Source organism: Aeromonas sp. QDB34, from assembly GCF_027705405.1.
GTDB lineage: Bacteria > Pseudomonadota > Gammaproteobacteria > Enterobacterales > Aeromonadaceae > Aeromonas > Aeromonas hydrophila.
The window spans coordinates 303,966-325,226 of record NZ_JAPDBT010000001.1 but is presented as its reverse complement, the minus strand read 5'-3'; the positions used below and the strand labels follow the sequence as shown (position 1 = coordinate 325,226).

9 protein-coding genes are annotated in these 21,261 nt (G+C 64.4%); 4 read left to right on the top strand and 5 right to left on the bottom strand.

Annotation, left to right across the window (positions count from 1 at the left end; translation table 11 throughout):
- Positions 1-32 precede the first annotated feature (32 nt).
- The 4 genes from OKC29_RS01460 to OKC29_RS01445 form a co-directional block, all read right to left on the bottom strand.
- Complete coding sequence (locus OKC29_RS01460; RefSeq protein WP_073350082.1) at positions 33-698, bottom strand: response regulator; 666 nt, start codon at positions 696-698, stop codon at positions 33-35.
- Entirely contained in the window at positions 699-2,282 is a 1,584-nt protein-coding gene (locus OKC29_RS01455) for an ATP-binding protein (RefSeq protein WP_073350080.1), read from the bottom strand.
- Entirely contained in the window at positions 2,279-3,490 is a 1,212-nt protein-coding gene (locus OKC29_RS01450; RefSeq protein ID WP_024944477.1) for an ROK family transcriptional regulator, read from the bottom strand. Before OKC29_RS01450 ends, OKC29_RS01455 begins: the two co-directional genes overlap by 4 nt.
- Before the next feature lie 131 nt (positions 3,491-3,621).
- Positions 3,622-5,289: a methyl-accepting chemotaxis protein gene (locus OKC29_RS01445; RefSeq protein WP_011706289.1), complete on the bottom strand. Its 1,668-nt coding sequence runs from the start codon at positions 5,287-5,289 to the stop codon at positions 3,622-3,624.
- Between the two features lie 119 nt (positions 5,290-5,408).
- Here OKC29_RS01445 and OKC29_RS01440 point away from each other — a divergent pair, with 119 nt between their 5' ends.
- The 4 genes from OKC29_RS01440 to glpC all read left to right on the top strand — a co-directional run bounded on the left by OKC29_RS01440 (position 5,409) and on the right by glpC (position 10,273).
- The gene (locus tag OKC29_RS01440) at positions 5,409-5,876 is read left to right on the top strand and encodes a YchJ family protein (protein WP_333562755.1); all 468 of its coding nucleotides are present in this window, start codon (positions 5,409-5,411) and stop codon (positions 5,874-5,876) included.
- Between the two features lie 193 nt (positions 5,877-6,069).
- A complete protein-coding gene (gene glpA, locus OKC29_RS01435; RefSeq protein WP_073350076.1) occupies positions 6,070-7,749 on the top strand; it encodes an anaerobic glycerol-3-phosphate dehydrogenase subunit A in 1,680 nt (559 codons plus the stop codon).
- Positions 7,739-9,019 carry a glycerol-3-phosphate dehydrogenase subunit GlpB gene (gene glpB / locus OKC29_RS01430; protein ID WP_016350550.1) on the top strand — a complete coding sequence of 427 codons (1,281 nt, stop codon included), beginning with the start codon at positions 7,739-7,741 and terminating at the stop codon, positions 9,017-9,019. Before glpA ends, glpB begins: the two co-directional genes overlap by 11 nt.
- Before the next feature lie 51 nt (positions 9,020-9,070).
- The gene (gene glpC / locus OKC29_RS01425) at positions 9,071-10,273 is read left to right on the top strand and encodes an anaerobic glycerol-3-phosphate dehydrogenase subunit GlpC (RefSeq protein ID WP_011706293.1); all 1,203 of its coding nucleotides are present in this window, start codon (positions 9,071-9,073) and stop codon (positions 10,271-10,273) included.
- Between the two features lie 108 nt (positions 10,274-10,381).
- Here the strand turns inward: glpC and OKC29_RS01420 are convergent, their stop codons facing one another.
- Positions 10,382-21,076 carry a retention module-containing protein gene (locus tag OKC29_RS01420; RefSeq protein ID WP_073350074.1) on the bottom strand — a complete coding sequence of 3,565 codons (10,695 nt, stop codon included), beginning with the start codon at positions 21,074-21,076 and terminating at the stop codon, positions 10,382-10,384.
- Between the last annotated feature and the right edge of the window lie 185 nt (positions 21,077-21,261).

The following is a 21,261-nucleotide window of genomic DNA, read 5'->3' as shown; positions in this document are numbered from 1 at the left end:
TATTGGCAAGACGAGATGGGTGGCTATCCCGCTCAGGGCTGGCGATAACGTCGCTCCGGCCGGCCCACGGTGCCATACTCCAGCTCCGGGCTCGCCAGCTGCTGGCCCACCAGAAACTCCAGATAGCGGCGCGCCGTGGTGCGGCTCACCCCGACCCGGCCGCCGATCTCCTCGGCGCTGGCCCCCTGTGACCCCAGCGCCGCCAGCACCCGCTGCAGGGTGAGCCCGTCGATCCCCTTGGGCAGGCCGCCCGCCGCCACCTGCTGCAACGGCGTCCCCAGCAGGGCGTCCACCGCCTGCTGATCGATGTCGGCCAGCGCCGCCAGGGCGGCGCGGCTTTGGCAATATTTGTCGAGGGTATCGCGCAGCCGCTCAAACACCACGGGCTTGAGGATGAAATCCACCACCCCGAGCCGCATCGCCTCCTGCAGAGCGCCGGCCTCCCGCGCCGCAGTCAGCAGTATCACGTCGAGGGAAGCTCCCGCCTGGCGCAGCTCCCGCAGCAGGGCAAAGCCCTCGCCATCGGGCAGCCAGACGTCCAGCAGTACCAGATCGGGCTTGAGGATCTCTATCTGCTCTCTGGCATCGAACAGGGTGAGCGCCACCCCCAGCACCTCGAACCCCGCCAGCCGCTGCACGAAGCGGCGGTGGATCTCGGCAATGGCCGGGTCATCCTCGATGATCAGGATCTTGATCACTCACACCTCCTTGGGAATGTAACAGACGACGCAACTCCCCTGCGTCGTGGCTTCGATGGTGATCTGCCCCTGCAGGGCATCCAGGGTCTTGCGTACCAGCGCGAGGCCGATGCCGTGATCCGGCTCCGCCTTGCTGCTGACTCCCCGCTCGAACAAACGATCCGCCAGCGCGGGATCGATCCCCCCCGCCCCGTCTTCCACCTCCAGGATCAGATCCTGGCCGAGATCGCTCAGTGCCACCCGCACCGGCTGGTAGGGGGCGCCGTGGCGACGGGTCGCCTCGAAGGCATTGTCGATGAGGTTGCCCAGTACCGTCACCAGCTGGGAGCCGCTGATGCGAAGGGGGATGTCGTGCAGGCGGGAGTCCGGGTCCACCTCCAGCACCAGCCCCAGCTCGTGAGCCCTGTGGTATTTGCCGAGCAGCAGGCCGGCCACCTTGGGCTTGGCGATGGCGCTCAGCAGGAAGCTGAGCAGGCTCTGCTCGGTGGCCGCCTCCCGCCCGATGAAGGCAAGCGCCTCGCGGGTGGCCCCGAGCTCGATGAGCCCGGCGATGGTGCCGAGCTGGTTGTGGTGTTCGTGGGTCTGCACCCGCAGCAGATCGCTGTAGGCCTGCACCTGGGAGAGCTGGGCGCTCAGTTCGGCCAGCTCATCCTTGCGCCGAAAGCTCGACACCGCGCCGATCAGCTTGCCATCGCGAACCAGCGGCAGCCGGTTGACGATGAGGGACTGGCCGTTGAGCACTATCTCCTCGTCAAACTGGGGGCGCGGATCCTGAATGAGGGAGAGCATCCGACTCTCCGGCAGCAGCCGGGTAACGGGCTGGCCGATGGCAGCCCGGGCCGTCTGTTCGTCGAGGCGCAGCAGGCGGATGCCATTGGGATTGAGGGAGGTGAGTCGCCCTTGCTCGTCGATGGTGAGTATCCCCTCGCGCACGGTGCGCAGGGTGCAGTCGAGTTCGGCATAGAGGCGGCCGATCTGCTCGGGCTCAAAGCCAAGGATGGCACGTTTGTAACGGCGGGCCAGCCAGGCGGCGGCCAGGCTGTTGAGCAGCACGATGAGCAGGGTCATGGCGAGACCGAAACGCAGGAAACCCTGCAGGTCCGCCTCGATATCCCGCACCAGATAACCGACCGAGACCACCCCGATGATCTGGCCGAGCTCATCGCGGATGGGGCTCTTGCCGCGCACCGAGACCCCGAGGGACCCTTGCGCGCGGGAGATGTAGGCCTCCCCCTGCAGCGCCCGCTTCGGATCATCCCCCATCATGGGTTGGCCGATGCGATCCGCATTGGGGTGCACCAGCCGGCGCGCCTCTTTATCGCCGATGACGATGTAGCTGGCGCCGACCTCGGCGCGGATCCGCTCCACCAGCACGTTGAGGCGGGCGGTGTCGGCCCGCTTCACCCCGGCCAGCACGCCCGGCTCGCGGGCCACCAGCCGCGCCACGTCGAGGGCCTGATCCCCCACCTCGCGGTAGCGCTGCTCGGACACATAGTAGTAACTGGCCCCGCTCAGCAGCACCAGCTGCAACAGACTGACCAGACAGAGCATGAGGAGGATGCGTCCTTGCAACCCCAGCTTCATGCCTCCTTGTCGCCTCGCAACAAGTCGAGCAGCAGGCTGCCATCGCGCAGGGCCTTGTGCACCTGCACCGAGGTGGGCTTGGTGGGATCTTCGTAAAAGTGGGTGGATTCAATCTGCAGCCGCACCAGGTATTCGGCCGGCAGCTGGCTTGCCAGCGACTGGTGCAGCATGGGGAACAGCAGCCGATCGGCGCGGGTGATTTCGCCTCCCAGCAGCAGCTTGCCCGGATTGAGCAGGCAGATGAGGTTGGAGAGCACCCGGGAGAGCCGTCCCGCCGCCTGATGGAGGATGTCCTGGCAGAGGCTGTTGCCCGCCAGCGCCAGCTCGCACAGCTCGCGGATGGTGACGCTCTCCGGCAGATCGTACTCCTGCATCCGCTCGCGCAGATCCCGGTACTGGGCTTCGAGCGCCTGATTGGTCACCAGCGTGCAGGCACAGCCAAAGCCGCCGCAATAACAGCGCTGACCGTAGGGCTCGAGCTGCAGGTGGCTGAGATCGCCGAGCAGGGCCGATTCGCTCTCGATGAGCTGGCCGTTGACCACCATGCCGACCCCGATGTCGTTGTGCACGAACACCAGCACCGCATCGGCGCAATTCTTGGCGGCCCCCCACTCACGCTCGGCCTGGATCCAGGTGCGCACGTCGCCGCTAACCAGCACGGGCACCGCGAACGCCTCCTGCAGGGTGGGACCGAGCGGCCAGTTGCGCAGATCGTAGAAGGGGAAGTGCTTGACCATGCCGGAGTGGCGCTCCACCTGGCCCGGCAGGCAGAGGGCGATACAGGCGAGGCGCAGCGCCTTCTTGGGCAGGAAGCCCTCGATGGCCCGCACCAGGCTGGCCAGCAGGTCGGCGCGCTCCCCTTCGCTGAAGACATGGCGATGACGGGCAAGCGAGCGGCCGGCCAGATCGAACAGCGCCATGTCCACATAGCCGCGGCCAAGGCGCATGGAAAGAAACTGGAAGCGGCGCTCGTTGATACGCAGCAAGGTCTGGCGGCGACCGCGCCCCACCGAGCTCTCGCCACAGGTGACCACCAGACCGCCGTCGAGCAGCTCGCGGGTGATCTTGGTGATGCTGGCAGGCGAAAGGCCGGTCAAGCGGGAGAGATCGGTACGGGACAGCTCCTTGTGCTCCTCCAGGCTGGCGTAGACCAGGCCATAGTTGAGCTGACGGATCAAATCGATACTGCCTTTCACGATCTCATTCATAGGGTACGGGGCAAGGGCTGACACAGAGGGGGGCAATTTTCACATATTATTGGTCAATCCCCAAATAAAGTGCGGCCTGAACCGGGGTTCAGGCCGCATCTTGTGAGGGACATCCCCCTCTTGTCACCCCATCAGTAGCGGAACTGGGAGACCAGCTTGCGCAGTTTGTCGCCGGTGCTGGCGAGATCGCGGGTGGTGCTGTTGGACTCGACCGCCGCGTCGGTCAGCTCGCTGACGATCTGCTGAATGGCCACCAGGTTCTTGTTGATCTCCTCGGAGACCGCGTGCTGCTCCTCGGCGGCGGTGGCTATCTGGATGTTCATGTCGTTGATGGTGCTGACCGCCATCACCATGCTGTCGAGGGAGGTGGCGATGTGGCTCGCCTCCTGCACCGTCTCCTGGCTGCGCTCCTCGCTCGCCTGCATCACGTCCACTGCCTGCTTCACCCCGCCCTGCAGGCGCTGCAGCATCTCGTTGATCTCCTTGGTGCTCTGCTGGGTGCGACCGGCGAGCGATCGGACTTCGTCCGCCACCACCGCAAAGCCGCGCCCCTGCTCGCCGGCCCGGGCCGCCTCGATGGCGGCGTTGAGCGCCAGCAGGTTGGTCTGCTCGGCAATGCCGCGAATGACCTCCACCACGGATCCTATCTTGGCGGTCTCCTGCGCCAGCTGCTCGATGACGCCGGAGGCGGTGTGCACCTCGCCCACCAGCCGGTTGATGCTGTTGATGGCGGTGCCCACCACGCCGCGAGCGGCATCGGACTCGCGCGCCGCATCGCTGGTGGCGGTCGCCGCGTTGGAGGCGCTGGCCGCCACTTCCTGGGCGGTGGAGCTCATCTCGGTCACCGCGGTGACCACCTGATCGGTCTCCCGGCTGTGGCCGTGCATCTGATGGTCATAGTGCTCGCTCAGGTGGTGCAGCTTTTCCACCGCGCTGAACAGATGATTGCTGGTCTCCCCCACCTGGCTCACCACCGACTGGATCCGCGTCACGAAGCGGTTGAAGGCGGTGGCCAGCTGACCAATCTCGTCATGGCTCTGCACCTTGAGGCGCTGGGTCAGATCCCCCTCCCCGTCGGCGATGTCGTTGAGGGCCGAGACCGCGTCCGCCAGCGGCCGGGTGACCCGGTTGCCGATCACCACGGTGGCGGCCAGGGTCACCCCCAGGATCACCAGGATCAGCAGCACGCTGCTCTGCAGCGAGTCGCGCATGTTGCTCTCGCGCTCGGTGCGCAGCACCGCCAGCTCGTTGTCGATGTCGTCGATATAGAAGCCGGTGCCGATGACCCACTGGTACTTGTCGAGCACCAGGTTGAAGGAGAGCTTGGGCGCATCCCGGCCGATGGAGGGCTTGGCGGTCCAGTATTCGGAGAAGCCATCCCCCTGGCGCGCCGCCTTGACGATCTCCTGGATCAGCAGCTTGCCCTTGGCATCCTTGTCCTGCCAGCGGTTCTTGCCTTCCATCTCGGGGCGGGTGGGCAGCAATATGGTGTTGCCCTGGAAGTCGTAGACGAAGAAGTAGCCGTCACTGCTGTAGCGCAGCGGCCGCAGCAGCTCGGTCACCTGCTTGCGCACCGCCGGGCTGTCCGGCTGGTTGTAGACGGCATCGATGGCAGTCTTGGCCAGCATCAGGTAGCTGCTGAGCAACGCCTTGCGATCCTTGATGGCATTTTCTCGCGCCACCACCAGATCGGCTTCTAGGTCACTCTTTGAAATCATGTAGTTGCTGAGATTGACCACCAGGGCCATCAGGAGCACGGGGACGGCTCCCAACAACAGAATTTTCTGCTTTAGCGTCATCTTTCACATCCTTGCAGCTATTTTTATGGGCGTTCCGTTCCTACCAGACCAGTATAGGATGCTGGTCGACGGGGACCCGCTTTCGCTACAATCCCCGCCCTCTATATCTATCGACTCTGATGGCCAGACACATGAACAAATGTCCTTGCGGTTCAACTCTTTCTCTCGAATTGTGCTGTGGATCACTGCATCGGGGCGCCGCCGCCCAGACCCCGGAGCAGCTGATGCGCTCGCGCTACAGCGCCTTCGTGCTGGGATTGGGGGAGTACCTGGTGCACAGCTGGCACCCTGACTATCTGGGGGATCTGACTGCGGAGCAGCTCGCCCAGACCGACACCCAATGGAACGGGCTCGAGATCATCGCCAGCCAGGGCGGCCCTGATGACACCCTCGGCATGGTGGAGTTCAAGGCCTGGTTCATGGAAGGTGAAGCGCGCCACTGCCTGCATGAGCGCTCCCGCTTCGTGCGCCATCAGGGGCGCTGGGTCTACACCGACGGCGAGCAGGATCCGGCGCCGCTGCGGGTGGGGCGCAATGACCCCTGCCCCTGCGGCAGCGGCAAGAAGTTCAAGAAGTGCTGCGGCTGAGCGCCGTGACTCGTGTCGACAGAGGGGGCCCGGCGGCCCCCTCTGCTGTTGCTGGAGTGTGACAACAATCACGATTTGCTCATTAACACCCCTTAACTTGAGCGTTTGCGAACATTAACTTGGCCCATATCAAACATTTTCGCCCAGAGACAGGCCACACTGGCACCATCTGGAAGAGATGAGACGGGCAAGAATGAAAAGAATAACCACACAAGTCGTCATCATAGGGGGTGGCGCCACCGGAGCCGGCATCATGCGCGATTGCGCACTGCGCGGCATCGACTGCATCCTGCTTGAGCGGGACGACATCGCCGCCGGCACCACGGGCCGCAACCACGGCCTGCTCCACTCCGGCGCCCGCTACGCGGTGACGGATCAGGAGTCCGCCCGCGAGTGCATTCAGGAGAACCGCATCCTCAAGCGGATCGCCAGCCACTGCGTCGAGGACACCGGCGGCCTCTTCCTCACCCTGCCGGAAGATGACATCAATTTCCAAACCACCTTCATGGATGCCTGTGCCCGCGCGGGGATCGAAACCCGTCAGCTCGATCCCCGCGAAGCCTTGCGCATGGAACCCAACGCCAACCCGGCGCTGATCGGCGCCATCCAGGTGCCGGACGGCACGGTCGATCCGTTCCGCCTGGCCGCCGCCAACGTGCTGGATGCCAAGGAGCACGGCGCCCGCATCTTCACCCACAGCAAGGTGCTCGGGCTTTTGCGCACCCAGGATCGGGTGCACGGGGTCAAGGCGATCAACACCCGTACCGGTGAAGCGTTCGAGGTGGAGTGTCAGGAGGTGATCAACGCCGCCGGCATCTGGGGCCAGCAGATCTGCGAATACGCCGATCTCGGCATCCGCATGTTCCCGGCCAAGGGATCCCTGCTCATCATGGATTACCGCATCAATCAGCTGGTGCTCAACCGCGCCCGCAAACCGGCGGACGCGGACATCCTGGTGCCGGGCGATACCATCTCCCTCATCGGCACCACGTCGAGTCGCATCGATTACCACAAGATTGACCAGCTCACCGTCGAGCCTGAAGAGGTGGAGGTGCTGCTGCGCGAGGGGATCAAGCTCGCCCCCATCATGGCCCGCACCCGTCTGCTGCGCGCCTACGCTGGCGTTCGCCCGCTGGTGGCGGTGGATGGCGACGAGTCCGGCCGCAACATCAGCCGTGGCATAGTGCTGCTGGATCACGCCGAACGTGACGGCCTCAAGGGGTTCAACACCATCACCGGCGGCAAACTGATGACCTACCGGCTGATGGCCGAATGGGCCACCGATCTGCTGGCCAAGAAGCTGGGCAACAGCAAGCCCTGCCGCACCGCCGAACTGAGCCTGCCCGGCTCACGGGATCCGGAGAAGGTCTCCGCCCCCGGCCTCTCGGTGCCGGCCGAAGGCTCGGCCCAGTACCGCCACGGCGAGCGGGTCATCGCCTTCTTCCGCGACAATCCCAAGGCCAACGCCCTCATCTGCGAGTGCGAAATGGTCACCGCCGGCGAGATTGAATACGCCCTGCGCGAGCTGGATGTGGACAACCTGGTGGATCTGCGCCGCCGCACTCGCCTCGGCATGGGCCCCTGTCAGGGGGAGCTGTGCGCCTATCGCGCCGCCGGTCTGATGCAGGAGTATGGCAAGGCCGACGGCCGTCAGGCCTGCGTCATGCTGCGCCAGTTCCTGGAGGAGCGCTACAAGGGTACCCGCCCGGTGCTGTGGGGCGATGCCCTGCGCGAAGCCGAATTTACCTACTGGATCTACGAGGGGCTGTTCGGCCTTGGCGAGTGGACGGCCCCCCACCTGGTGGCCGAGCCGCCCTTCCCGCTCGACGCCAGCACCGCAACCCCCACCAAGGAGCGCAGCCATGAAATTTGACAGCATCGTTATCGGCGGCGGCATGGCGGGCCTCTCGGCGGCCCTGCGCCTGGCCGAAGCCGGCCAGAAGACACTGCTGATGGCCTCCGGCCAGAGCGCCCTGCACTTCTCCTCCGGCTCGGTCGATCTGCTGGAGAGCGAGGGGGATCCCCGCGCCGCCCTGCCCGCCTTCATGGCCGCCAACCCCGAGCATCCCTACAACAAGGTGGGGCTGACCCATATCGCGGCGAGCCTCGATGATCTGCAGCGCCACTGCGCCGCGCAGGGATTGCCGCTGTTTCGCCAGGAGCGCAACCACCAGCGGCTGACCCCCATCGGCACCCTCAAAGCCACCTGGCTCTCCCCCGACACCTGCGCCTGCGTGACCGATGCGCCGGCCCCCGACGCCATCCTGCTGGCCACCCTGGAGGGATTTCGCGACTTTCACCCCGAGCTCGCGGCCGCCAACCTGGCGACCCACACGCGCTTCGCCCACTGCCGCATCCTGACCGGGGAGCTCCGCCTGCCCCAGCTGGCCGAGTTCAGCCGTAATCCCCACGAGTTTCGCTCCGCCGACATCGCCCGCCTGTTCGACAAGCAGGGCAATGGCCAGCGTGACCTGCTGACGGATCTGGCCCGCGAGATCAGCCGCCTGGTGCAGGAGAGCGGCGAGCCGCGCTGCCACCACCTGGTGCTGCCCGCCTGCCTGTCACTGGGGCTGGTCGGCCCGCGCCTGGCGGAGCTGGAGCAGCGCACCGGCTGCATCATCAAAGAGGTGGCCACCATGCCGCCGTCCCTCATCGGCATGCGGATGCAGGAGGCGCTCAAGCGCCGCTTCATGGCCCTTGGCGGCACCTTCCTCACCAGCGAGCGGGTGCTGGGCGCCCGCTATGACGGTGACCGGGTGATTGGCGTGCACAGCCAGAATGGCGACGATCAGCTGTTCGAGGCGGACCACTTCGTGCTCGCCTCCGGCAGCTTCTTCAGCCGCGGGCTGGAGTCCCGCCTGCGCGGCATTCGCGAGCCCATCTTCAACGCCGATGTGCTGAGCCTGCCCGAGCGCGACGCCTGGGCTGGCCGCCGCCTGTTCGACCACCACCCCTTCATGGGCTTCGGGGTCAAGACCGACGACAAGCTCAGGGTACTGCGTGGCGGCAAACCACTCACCAACCTCTACGGCGCCGGCAGCGTGCTGGCGCACTACGATCCCATCAAAGAAGGTTCCGGCTCCGGCGTGGCCGTTGCCACCGGCTGGCAGGCTGCCGGTCACATTTTGAGTTCAGCCCAATGATGATTTTGTCCCACATCCCGTGCCTTCATACCCAACGGGAGGAGAACTGACATGCTACTGGATCATGCCAACCAAACTTTCGATCAGTGCATCAAATGCACCGTCTGTACCGCCTACTGCCCGGTGGCCAAGGCCAACCCGGCCTACCCCGGCCCCAAGCAGGCAGGCCCGGATGGGGAGCGGCTGCGCATCAAGAGCCCCGAGCTCTTTGACAGCGCCCTCAAGTACTGCACCAACTGCAAGCGCTGCGAAGTGGCCTGCCCGAGCGGGGTGCGCATCGGCGACATCATCGCCAAGGCCAAGCACCAGTACAGCGGCTTCAAGCCGGGGATCCGCGAGTTCGTGCTCTCCCACACCGATCTGATGGGCAGCATGTCCACCCTGATGGCCCCGGTGGTCAACTTCACCACCGGCCTCAAGCCGATGAAGCTTGTGCTGGACAAGGCGCTGGGGGTCTCCTCCCACCGCGATCTGCCCAAATACTCCCAGGGTACCTTCCGCGGCTGGTACAAGAAGCAGAAAGCGAGTCAGGCCCGCTTCGAGCGCCAGATCGCTTACTTCCACGGCTGCTACGTCAACTACAACCACCCGCAGCTCGGCAAGGAGCTGGTGCAGGTGCTCAACGCCATGAACATCGGCGTCCAGCTGCTGGAGCGGGAGAAGTGCTGCGGCGTGCCGCTGATTGCCAACGGCTTCATGGACAAGGCCAAGCAGCAGGCGGCCTTCAACATCAAACAGCTGGAGAACACCCTGCTTGGCAACGAGATGCCGCTGCTGGCCACCTCCTCCACCTGCGGCTTCACCCTGCGCGACGAATATCCCCACCTGCTGGAGCAGGACAACCACAAGGTGCGCGATCGCATCTCGCTGGTGACCCGCTTCCTGTGGAACGAGTTCTACAAGGGCAACAAGCCGGCGATGAAGCCGCTCAATCTGCACATCGCCTACCACACCCCCTGCCACATGGAGAAGATGGGGGGCGTCATCTATACCCTCGAGCTGCTGCGCGCCATCCCAGGGGTCAAGGTGACCGTGCTGGACTCCCAGTGCTGCGGCATCGCTGGCACCTACGGCTTCAAGTCGGAGAACTACCAGACCAGCCAGGCCATCGGCGAAGGGCTGTTTGATCAGATAAACCGGCTCAAACCCGATCTGGTCATCACCGACTGCGAAACCTGCAAATGGCAGATCGAGATGAGCACGCCGTTCCCTTGTGAACACCCCATCCATCTGCTGGCCCGGGCACTGGCGTGATCCCCTTGCAATGCCGGGCCAGATCGCCCTGGCAAAGGGGCCGATAAGCAAACACCAGATAGAAAAAGAGCCGGCAATTGCCGGCTCTTTTCATTCACATCCGCCCCATCAGGGGTGCTGGATGATCAGGCTGTGCTGATCCAGCATGCTCTGCAGAATGTCGTGGGACGAGGTACCGCCAAGCTGCCAGCTGCTCAAGTCCACCCCCTTCAGGGTGATCTGCTGGGTCACCTGACCATCCCCTGCCGGCGATACCGAGAGGTTCACGTCGCTCAGGCCGTTGCTCACGCTGGTCACCGACGCCTGCAGGTGGCCTAGCAGGCCGTCCACGCTGCTGTCGGTCACCCCCTTGAGCAGGTCCGCCAGATCGATCCTGTCCCCCTCTTCCGGATGGAAGTCGGTGATGGTGTCGATGGCGGGCTGGCTCGCGTTCCCCGCATCCCCCTGCTGCCAGACGAAGAGATCGCTGCCGGCGCCGCCGATGAGGATGTCGTCACCCTTGCCACCCAGCAGGCGATCATCCCCCGCGCTGCCAAACAGCCAATCCCCCTGATCCGAACCCAGCAGGGTATGACCGGCCTGGGTATGGATGGTCACGGTATCGAGGGGGGAGCTGATGGTGGCCCCCCCTGCGCTCGACTCGGCACTCAGCCCCAGCACATGGTCTCCCGCCGTCAGACCGTCCAGGTAGAGCGGCAGCGAATGGCCACCCGGAATAAGCCAGTCACCGTTGCCGTCGGCATGGCCGACCGGCTGCCCCTGCTCATCCAGCACCTGGGCCCCCGCCAGGCCGCTGATGCGCAGCGACAGCTCGCCCGGTGCCGGGTTCACCACGCTGGCGGTCAGATTTAGGGGCACCATGGCGCCCTGCAGGGCATGGATCTCGTGCATCCCCACCGTCAGGCTCGGCAGATCCGGTTCGGCCGTCACCGTGATGGTCACCTGATCGGTGTCGCTCAAGGGCCCGCCTGCACCGCTGTTGCCCTGATCCGAGGTGGTGATGGTGAGGTTGTCCTCGCCCCAGAAATCCCTGGCCGGTTCATAGTGCAGGTTGCCGGCCAGCAGCTGGTTGAGGTCGGCCAGCGATCCCACCAGGGTCATCTCGTTGCTGCCCGTTCCCTGTACCGAGACCGCGCCCGCCGCCCCCAGCAGGGTCAGCACCCCGTGCTCGACCCGCAGCACCATCGCCATGGGCGCACTGCCGGCATCCACATCCTTCACGCTGATGCCGGATAGCGACAAAGATCCATCCTCTTTCACCGTCATGCTGCCGGGCAGCTGATTGACCGGCGCATCGTTGACCGGCAGCACCTCGATGGGCACCACGTCGGTGTCGCTTAAGGGGCCGCCGCTGCCGGTGTTGCCGCGATCATTGGTCACCATGGTGAGCTGATCCTGGCCGTTGAAGTCCTGCTCACCCAGATAGATCACGCCGCCCGCCAGCAATGCATTGATGGCATCGAGCGAGCCGCTCAGCACCAGCGAGCCCGTGCCGTTGCCAGTGAGGGTCACCCCGCTGCCATCCGCCAGAGTGAGGGTGCCATGGCCAACCGAGAGGCGCACCTCGATGGTGCTGTTGCCCGCATCCACATCCTTGACCTGCAGACCATCAATGCGGTAAGGCACATCCTCTTCGGCCACCAGCGGCGCCGTGGGCAGAATGTTCTCGGGCGCGTCGTTGACCGCCACTATGGTGACATCGATGCTGCCCTTCACCTCGGGCCCCAGCGCGCCGTTGTCCAGGCTCTGGGCGATCACCTCGAGTGTGAGGGTGCCATTGACGTCGTTGGTCACCAGCACCAGATTTGCCAGGTTGCCACCCACCGTGGTCACCTGCCAGTCGCCGTTCGGCAGTCTGATGGCCTCACCGGCTACCCCGTCAGGCAGGGCGATGGAGGCCCCTTCCGGCACGTTGCGGAGGGTCACCCGCACCTGCTCGGCGCCATTTTCATGCACATTGCTCGCGCTTCCGCCGGTGGCCTGGGTATCGCGGGTCTCCAGCCCCAGATTGAGCAGGATCCTGTCGCCCTCCACCCCGCTGGCGGTGGGCAGCAGATCGCTGATGAGCGCATCCCCCACCGGATTGACGGTCACGGTGAAGCTGCCGCTGGTTTCAAGCGGCAGCACCAGCCCCTGGTCGAGGGTAAAGGCGCTGAGTGACAGATCCACGCTGCCGCTGAAATCGGCCGGCGGGATCAGGGTCAGCTTGGCAAAATCGGTGCCCACGGGGACCTGCCAGACACCACCGCCATTGTTGACCGCCGGAGCCGAGAGGGTGAAACCATCCGGCACCCCCTTGATCTGCAACGCCACTATCTGCTCGGAGCCATCGTTGTCGATGAGGGCGGCACCAAAGCCAGCCAGGCTGATGGCGCCATCCTCGTTGCCCGATACATCGTGCAGCGTGAGCACAGCCGGGTCGTTGACCGGTCTCACCTCAAAGCCGACCTGCCCGCTCCAGCTGCCACTGTCAGTCACCAGCTGACCGCCGACCAACGCGGTATCGACAACATCGACCTGGATGCCGAGCGGCACCTGACCGCTGAAGTGCGCCTTGGGCACAAACACCAGATCCTTGAGCGCCGCTATGTCGCTCACGATCAGGGTATTGACCGGCTGGCCGCTGTCATCAAGGAAATAGCCATATTTGGCATCCACCGTGATGGTGACCCGCTCCACGGTTTCGAGGCCGCCACTCGCGATGGAGGGGCTGATGTCGGCCAGTTTCACCGAGAGATCGAGGTGGATCTCGCTGTCTTCCAGATTGTCCGGCTGCCCGTCATGGTTGGTATCCAGCACGGTCAGCGTCAGCTCCGGGTGGCCGTCAGCGCCGCCATTCACATCGACCACGGGGGCCACATCGACCCGTACCGTGCTGCTGTCGACCTTGATGTCGCCACTGGCAGTATCCGTGTTGACCACCTTCATCTCGATATCGAGCGAGCCGGCAAAGTCCTGCGGCAAACCGAGGGTCAGCCCTTCGAGGCCCGCCAGTGACGGCGGCACCTTGATGACGTATTCGCCGGTCGAGATGTTGTACTCGGCCCCGCTGATGGTGACGCCCGCCGGCAACCCCTTGAGGACGATGGTCACCTCGTCGCTGGCCTGATCGGCGGCGCCTATGTGGATCACTCCCTTGAGCTGGGCGCCGAAATCGACCCGGATATCCTCCTTGCCCACCAGCACGGCGTGGTCGTCGATATCGACAGTCGCCGCCGGCTCCTTGTTGGTCGTCGGCGTCGCCTCGAAGGTCGCCTCCGTGGTGAGGCTCACCTTGGCATGGGCACTGGCATCGCCATCGTCGCCCCGGTCGATCACCATGGCATCGATGCGGATCGGCTCAACCTTGCCGACAAACCCGTCCGGCGCATGCAGCTGGAAGCTGCCGAGGTTGCCGGCCGGTACGATCCAGCTGCCATCACCGTTGTTGATGCCGCCGATCACCACGAATTGATCCCCTGCGCCACCGTTCAACACCGGCAGGTTGATCACCAGATAGTCGATCTCCTCCACACTGGAGGGGTCGAGATCGGTAAAGAGGAAACGCCCGGCCAGATCGATATCGGCACCGCCCTGCCCCACGAGTGCCCCGCCGGTCTGGGTCAGCACGCCATCGGGCTCCACCACCGCCTGAATATCGACGTGCAGATTGCCGTCGATCACCTTCTCGGCCACCGCGTCCGAATCCACATCATGCTGGGTCACGGTGACGTGGCTCTGGAGAGTGGTATCCCGATCGCTGTCCTCCGGCGCCTTCACCAGCAGTTGGCCCCCTGTGAGCAGGCTGTCGAGCTCGGCCGCGGTCAGAGTGAGCTTGCCATCCAGCACGCTCAGCTGGCTCTCCACGCCGCCGGCGCGCAGCCAGATCTGGTAACCATCTTCCACCCCGGAGAGACTCAGCCCCGTCACCTTTTCGGCGCCATCGGTGAGGGTCGGCTGCCAGTCCAGCACGGTAAACGCATCTTCCAGACCCTGGCTGGTCTTGGCGTAGTCGGTGGCATCGATGGCCGGCTCCACCTTGATGGTGAGCGGCACGTCGAAGCGCTTGCTGTCGCCGTCGTTTTCGGTCACCACCACGTGGCCGATGAGGTGAATATCGGCGGTGCTGTTGGCCGGCGGCTGGATCTGCAGGTTGCCAAGGTTGGACACGTCCACCTGATAGAGGGGGTTGCCCTTGCCATCGAGCCCGGCAAACGTGAGAGTCAACGCCTTGCCGCTGCCATCAAATACCCGGGCCCCTTCCGGCAACCCTTCCAGCACCAGGTTCAAGGTTTCCGAATGATCCAGCGGGGTGTCGGTCCACTCCCCGGAGGTCAGTTTGAAGTCCAGCGGGGCCCGGCCATCCTCCTGAATCGTGGTGGTGTAGCCATTGCCATCGGCGGTCCAGCCGGAGGTATTGAGGTCGAAATGGGGCTCGTCCACCACCCCCACCAGATCCACATGCAGGGTCTGGGAGCCGGTCTCCTTCTCGTTCACCACGATGTGGGTCTGGCCATTGGCATCGGTCAGGGTGGCGCTGTCTTTGACTACCCCCTTGATGGTCAGATCGAAATCAACGTTGCTGTTTTTCGGCGGCAGCAGCTTGAGTTCGTTGATGCGCTCAAAGGGCACCTCGTAATAGCCGGCAGCATGCTGGCTGACGGCAACGCCTCCCAGCAGCAGCGTCGCCCCGACGGGCAGGCCGCCGATGCGCACAAAGAGCTGCTCGGAGCCATCGCTGGTGTCACCCAGGTGGGCCAGGCCAATCTTGCTGCCCAGATCGAGCAAGGTATCCTCTTTGCCCTGAATGTCGCGCACGATGAGCTTGGCGTCATCCGCCAGCGGATTGACGTTGATCACCAGCTCAATCTTCTCTCCCTGCGCCGTTCCCTGCCCCGGCGCAACCGGACTCTTCTCCGTGCTGATCGGGGTCACCGACAGCTTGATGTCACCGCTGAAATCCTTGGCCGGAACCACGCTCACCTTGTTGATGTTGGCGGCAGAGACGCTGTAAAGCCCGCTGGCGTTTGGCTTGATCTCAGCCCCGTTGAGCATCAGCGTACCCTTGCCCGCCTCCCACTTGATCTGGTAGCTCAGGGTCTCGGAGCCATCCGTATCGATGAGGCCCGCCTTCACATTGAGCTTGATGCCACTGCTGTCCTCGCTGATGTCGTAGTGCTTGCTGGTGTGGCCTGCGTCCCACACCGGCTTGTCGGCCACGCCGCGTACCGTGATGGCAAGATCGCCGGTGACTGCAGCAGGGGCATCCCCCTCGGTCACCCCCACCTGCAACTGCACCTGGAAGTGCAGCGGTTGGCCCTGGTTGCTCCAGGTAGACCAGTTGGCATCCGGCACAAAGGTCACCCCCTGGGCGCTGTAGTGCACGTTATCGCTGGTGACCATGGCCGCGGGCGGGACGATAAACCAGTTGCCATCCGCGGTGGTGGCAAGGGCAACCCCGTTGTAATAGAAGGTGCCATGGGCATTGGCCGGCGCCTGGACAAGGAGCTGCTCCACATGCTCGCCCCGGTCGAAATCGCCTATATCGAGCTGCATGTTGATGGGGATGCCGGCGGCCGGATCCTGCGCCCCCTGATCTTCGTTGCCGGTGGCCGCAGTGACGGTGAAGCTCACCGGCTCGTCCCGCAGATGAAGGGTCAGGGTGCTGTCGGCGCAATCACCGTCGCCATCCACCAGATGGGCGGTGATGACCTGACTCAGCTCGGCATTGTCGTGATCAAAGCCGGGTGCCGGCGTGAAACGGTAGCTGCCATCGGCCGAGATGGTGAGAGAACCCATTACCTGCTTGCCATCCGGGCTCATCACGTTCTGGGTGAGGGAGCCATTGACGGCATGGGTCTGGCCATTGATGGTGATCGACTCGACCCGGGCGCCGTCAGCCCCTTCGTTGGCGGCTGGCAGCAGATCGCCGCTGACGGTGGCACTCCCCTCGTTCAGGGTATGCGCCAGCACGGTGCCAATGGGCATGTCATCTTGCACCGTCACGGTCACGCTGACATTGGGGCTGCGATCGCCATCGTGATCGGTGACAAACAGTGGCACCACGATGGCAAGATCATCTTTACCCTGCACGCCGTGATCGAGCTGCCCCACCAGATAGACGCTGTAACTGCCGCTGACGTCGAGGTGGATCCAGAACACTGCCTTGCCACCCTCTGCCGTGGCCAGATACCAGTTCGGGCTGTGGGCAGCCAACGTCACCGCCTGACCGTTGGAGGTCAGCTGATTGGCCTGATTGAAGGCGGCCACGTCGAGCTCAAGGGAGGCAACCCGATCCGAACCGGCGCTGATGGTCACCTTGCCGCTGGCGGTTTCACCCTGATCGGAGGGCATGGTGCCCGGATGCTGGCCGGCAGCGCCATCGAGGGCAGACTCCTTCACTGCAACCGCGTCGATGGCCGAGATGACGGGATCCACGCCATCCGTCACCCTGATGGTGGTGGCGCCCTGGCTCTGGCTGCCATCGCTGTCGGTCACCTGCACCGGCAGTGTCAGCTCAAGCTGGTCATCGGCGCCGTGATCCAGGTTGGTATGCACCGTCACCTGATAATCGATGGTCGCGCTGGTATGAGCGCCTATGGTCGCCGGCACCAGCCCCAGAGTCACCGTCATCACCACCAGGCCGCCGGCCGTGACCGCCTGGAAGCTGTGGCCATCGCTGCCCACCGCCTGCCAGGTCAAGGCCTCGCCATTGTGGGTGATGGGGTTGTCGTTGGCATCCACCACCTGGCCCGCAAAGGCCAGACGCACATCGACCACGGGGTCGGAATCGGCGGTGATGGTGATCGTGCCGGTGGCCTGCTGATCATCCGCAGTCTGGTTGTTGGCGGCCCCATCAAAGCGCCCTTCGCCGAGGGTCACGCCGGTCAGCGTCAGCGTGGGTTTCTCCCCTTCGCCAATCTGGATAGCGAGGGTGCCGCTGGTGCTGTCGTTGTTGCCGCCCGCCTTGTCGTAGTCGTTGACGATCACCTTGATGGGCAACTCGGTCACCTCACTGGCGCCCTGATGGAGCCCCCGATAGAGGGTCACTTGATAGTCAAAACCGTTCTTGCCCGCCTGATCCAGCGTGCCGACCAGCCGCACCTCAAACACCTCGACGCGCTCGCCATCCACCATCACAAAGCCCTTTAGCAGCTGGCTACCGGGAATGGCGCTGTTGCCATCAACCAGCTCGTATTGCACGGGTTTACCCAATGCGGTCAGCGCAGGTTGTTCGTTGGCATCCGCAAACGCCACTTCCACCACCCGATCCGACCCAGCTTGCACATCAAAGTGACCGGTTTGGCTCAGGCTGTTGCTGCCGGTGAGGTCACCCTCATCCAGGGTCACACCGGTGCCCGGAATAAAGCTCGGCGCCTTGCCATCCGCGATGGTGAGCGGCAGCGTGGTACCGATGCGATCGCCATCCTTGTCGGCCAGGGTGACCGCCAGCGGCAGGTTGAGGGATTCGCTCCCTTGATGATCCAGCTCGCCCATAAGCGTGACCTTGGCGGTCACGCTCCAGTTGCCGCTTTGCTCGATCAGGCTCAGCTCGGCGCGCAGGATCTCGCGACCATCCGCCGTTGTGCCAACCAGTTGGCCGTTGCCATCGAGGGAGAAGCTGACCGGATTGCCGTAACTGGTGAGCCCGGTCAGGGTGCTCTGGATGGTGGCGATGTCAAAACCGAGGGATGCGGGATCGAGGGCATCGCTACCGTGGGTCACCACGAAGCTCATGGTGCTGACCGCGGCCGCCTCCCCTTGCGCCATCTCGATGATGGCGGTGCCGGTCACGGCGGAGATGGTCGGGTTGGCGCCATCCCCCACCGCCACGGTAATGGTGGAGGAGACCTTGTCGCCATCGCTGTCGGTCAGGGTCAGCCCCGCCGTCAGCAGCGCATCCGCACTGCCCTGATCCAGCGGTTGATACAGGTTAAAGCTGTACTTGCCATCGTTGCCGAGAGTCAGCTCAAACACCAGCTGGCCATCGGGGGTACGCCCCTCGATGAGATGATCGGCCACCGTCACCGTCACGCTCTGCTGACCCGAGGTGAATCCCTGTAGGCCCGGCTGGCTGGCATCAAACGCGATGCTCACCAGCGGGTCGCTGCCCGCGGTGATGGCAAGCTCGCCGCCAAGGGTCTGGCCCAGCTGCCAGTCGCTGTCTTCGGTGAGGGTCAGGGAAACAGGGCCAACCTGCGGCAAGACGCCGTCGGTGATGGTGATGTTGAGGGTGCCGAGGTTGCTCTGGTCCCCGTCAAAATCGCGCCCCACCACCTGCAGGCCCAGCTTGATGCTGTCGGTGGCCACCGGCTGATCCAGCACGCCGTTGAGCTCAAGATGGTACTTGCCATCGAGATCCAGGGTGACGGTCAGGATGCCCTTGCCCTCTGCGTCCAGCAGGGTGAGGAGATTGCCGTTCACCTGATAGCTGGTCGGCTTGCCGCCGCTGGTGAGGCCCGCCAGGGCCGGCTGGCTTGCCTCAAAGGTGAGAGAGACCAGACGATCGCTGCCTACCGTGACCGGCAGCTGACCATCGATGCTCTGGTTGCCCCCTTCTTGCAACGAAACGCCCTTGTCGAAACCAAGCGAAGGATCACTGCCGTCGTCGATGGTCAGGATCAAGTTGGCACTGGTGGTGTCGCCATCGATCTCTTTGGCGCTCACCTGCAACCCCAGCGAGAGGCTGTCGCTACTCTGATGATCGAGCGGACCGGTGAGGGTGAGCACCACCCGACCGCCCACATCGCTGCCCTGCTGTTCGGCCAGCAGCTGGGCACGCAACACCTCAACCCGCTGACCATTGCTGCCCGGGTAGTAGCCCAGCAGGGTGCGATCATCGGCAAATTCGAAGACAAGCGGATGGCCATCGCTGGCCAGACCCGAGCCATTGAGGGTCGCCAGGGTGTCGCTCTGATGGCTGAACACCAGCGAGTCAGCCAGCAGGGGATCGGCGGTGTGGCCAACCACGAAGCGGCTCTCACCGATCACGGCGGCGCCGTTGATAAAGTCATCCTCGGTGAGGGTGATGGCCTGGATCTCGAAACTCGGCGGATTGCTGTCCAGCAGATTGATCACCAGCGGCGCTGTCACCAGATCACCGTCGCTGTCGCGATATTCGAGGTTGAACGGCAGGCGCAGGGTATCCTGGCCGTGATCCAGGCTCTGACTCCAGACGATGCGATAGCTGCCGTCATTGCCAAGGGTCAGGGTGAAGACAGTCGCCCCACCGGCAGTGGCGGTCAGGGTCTGGCCATTCACGGAGTAACCAAGCGGCGTGCCCTGGCTGGCGAGCCCCAACCCTTCCAATGCACTCTGGTCAGCGGCGAAGGTGACCTGCAGATTGCCATCGATGCCGGCACCGGTATTGAGGCTGCCGGTCGCCGTGACCGGGCCATCGGCCAGCCCGGCTTCGGACAGCGTGAGCGTCTCGCTCTGGCCGATCAGCGGCGCCCCGTCCAAGGCCGAATTGCCCGCCAGATCGGTGACGCTGGCGCGCACCTCAAAAGATTGCGTGATGCCAGAGAGATCAAGACCTGATACCTGCCAGCGGCCATCGGCCCCCACCAGGGCGGAGGTTGTGAGCAGCGCCTGCCCGTTGCTGCCAACCAGGGTGATGGTGACGCTCTGACCTGCTTCCACATTGGCGGTGGTGCCGCTCAGGGTGGCATTGCCGTTGCCAAAAAGAGCTGCCGCGTCGAGATCATCGATGTCGATGGCGGCCTGGGTATCGACCTCAATGGTGAGGATGTCGCTGGCCCGGTTGCCGGCGATATCCACCGAATCGACCCGAAAATCATGGGCCCCGTCTGCCAGCGTATCGGGCAGCTGATATTGCCAGTTGCCGTTGCCATCGACGGTGAGAGTGGCGAGCACGCTGCCGCCAAGAGACAGGGTAACGGTGGCGCCGGGCTCCCCCTTGCCCTGCAGCAGCGGGGTAGTGTCGCGGGTCAGATCATCGCTCTGGCTGGCGCCGGTGTCGCTCTCATCGGCCAGATCGAGGGTGATGGTGGTGATGGTATCGAGCAGGGTCTGGCCCAGATCGCTGGCCCGGTTGCCGGCTGCATCCTGGGTATCGGCCTGAATGATGAGGGGGCCGTCCACCAGCTTACCGGTGAGGTCGCCAAAGTTGGCCTCCCAGATCAGGCCGGGCAGCACCACAGTAGTGACGGTGAGCCGGTTGCCATCCTGATCCAGCAGGGTGACGGTGACCGGCTGGCCGACTTCCACATCCTCCACGGTGCCGCGGATGATGACGCCGGTCGCCTCGTCGGCGTTGATGATGTTGTCGCTGGTCTGCGGCTCGGTGATGGTGATGGCGGCAAACAGATCCCGCTCGCCTTCCAGCAGCGGCTCGTCGCCCCTGGGCATGTCGGCGTGATCCGTGTCGAAGCCGGCCTCGGCCAGGGTGGCGTCATTGGTGCGATCGACCACCACGAAGCCCCCGGAACTGGAACCGGCCACGCCACCGATCGTGCCGCCTGCCGCCGGGTTGCCGGCGGCGCTCGCCTCGAACTGGGCGGTGGGGTCGGTGCCTGCGCGGATCGCCGCCTGCAGGGCGGCCAGCTCGCTGTCGCCACCGCTTGTCGGCTCGGCTGGCTGTGCGGTGGACGACGCGACTCCAGCCGCAGCCTCCTCCTGATGAGCGAGCTCGACGGTGTCGGCCAGCTGGTAGCCACCCCCCTCGCCACTCAGGATCCGGTCGCCCGGTTGCAACAAGACGCCGGCCCTGGCGCGCACTACGGTGCCATCGTCATGAATGACGAAGACGGTTCCCTCCAGTTGAGTCATGACGGTGGGTTTTTCGATACGCAGCTCGGCCATACAACCTCCAGCAAATATTGAGCGGGCCCGGTGCCAGGTCGGGTCATTTTGTGAGCGCTTATTTTATCGACATATCACTGGTGGATCCCCCCATAATTTCGACAGAAAATGTGCCATCCAGACCATTCCATACGCTTTTTTGCACGTAAAACGTTTCCCTTGCGAGACAAGATTCCATATGAAGA

What these genes read in the sequence shown, in the direction of transcription:
- OKC29_RS01455 (WP_073350080.1), bottom strand. Translation starts at nt 2,282, where the DNA reads ATGAAGCTGGGGTTGCAAGGACGCATCCTCCTCATGCTCTGTCTGGTC.
- OKC29_RS01445 (WP_011706289.1), bottom strand. Translation starts at nt 5,289, where the DNA reads ATGACGCTAAAGCAGAAAATTCTGTTGTTGGGAGCCGTCCCCGTGCTC.
- glpA (WP_073350076.1), top strand. Translation starts at nt 6,070, where the DNA reads ATGAAAAGAATAACCACACAAGTCGTCATCATAGGGGGTGGCGCCACC.
- glpC (WP_011706293.1), top strand. Translation starts at nt 9,071, where the DNA reads ATGCTACTGGATCATGCCAACCAAACTTTCGATCAGTGCATCAAATGC.
- OKC29_RS01440 (WP_333562755.1), top strand. Translation starts at nt 5,409, where the DNA reads ATGGCCAGACACATGAACAAATGTCCTTGCGGTTCAACTCTTTCTCTC.
- OKC29_RS01420 (WP_073350074.1), bottom strand. Translation starts at nt 21,076, where the DNA reads ATGGCCGAGCTGCGTATCGAAAAACCCACCGTCATGACTCAACTGGAG.
- OKC29_RS01450 (WP_024944477.1), bottom strand. Translation starts at nt 3,490, where the DNA reads ATGAATGAGATCGTGAAAGGCAGTATCGATTTGATCCGTCAGCTCAAC.
- glpB (WP_016350550.1), top strand. Translation starts at nt 7,739, where the DNA reads ATGAAATTTGACAGCATCGTTATCGGCGGCGGCATGGCGGGCCTCTCG.